Origin of the sequence: Comamonas sp. B-9, assembly GCF_000410635.1 — a bacterium.
Lineage (GTDB): Bacteria > Pseudomonadota > Gammaproteobacteria > Burkholderiales > Burkholderiaceae_C > Comamonas.
In genome coordinates this window covers 1-332 of the sequence record NZ_APCR01000601.1, presented here as the reverse complement: position 1 = coordinate 332, position 332 = coordinate 1, and the positions used below count along the sequence as shown (strand labels likewise).

Here is a 332-nt window from a genome sequence, read left to right as displayed (position 1 = left end):
AATACCTGCACGGGCGGCAGCCTCAGTGCCGTCGCTGGCGCCAATGTCATCCGCAGCAGCGGTGTGACGATTCCGCCCGGCGGCTGCAGCATCACGGTGCCGGTGGTCTGGCCCAACACCGATGCTGGCCGCCAGGCTTGCGTGAACACCCCGCTGCTGACCAACACCATCACGCCGGGCACAGACTTTGTCTCGCCGATTGGCCAGGTCAACACGCCAGCGACAGCCACGCTGACCTGCCAGCCCGCGCAGCTCTCCATCGCCAAGCAAGTGGTCTGGCCGGCCAACATCACGCCGGTGGATCTGACCGGCAGCAGCTTCCCCGTCTCGGT

The 332-nt window shown here is 66.9% G+C and carries 1 protein-coding gene; it reads left to right on the top strand.

The annotated features are described in order from the left end of the window. Window positions 1-332: hypothetical protein (locus H928_RS32140; RefSeq protein ID WP_043338997.1), on the top strand; the 332-nt coding region annotated here is incomplete at both ends.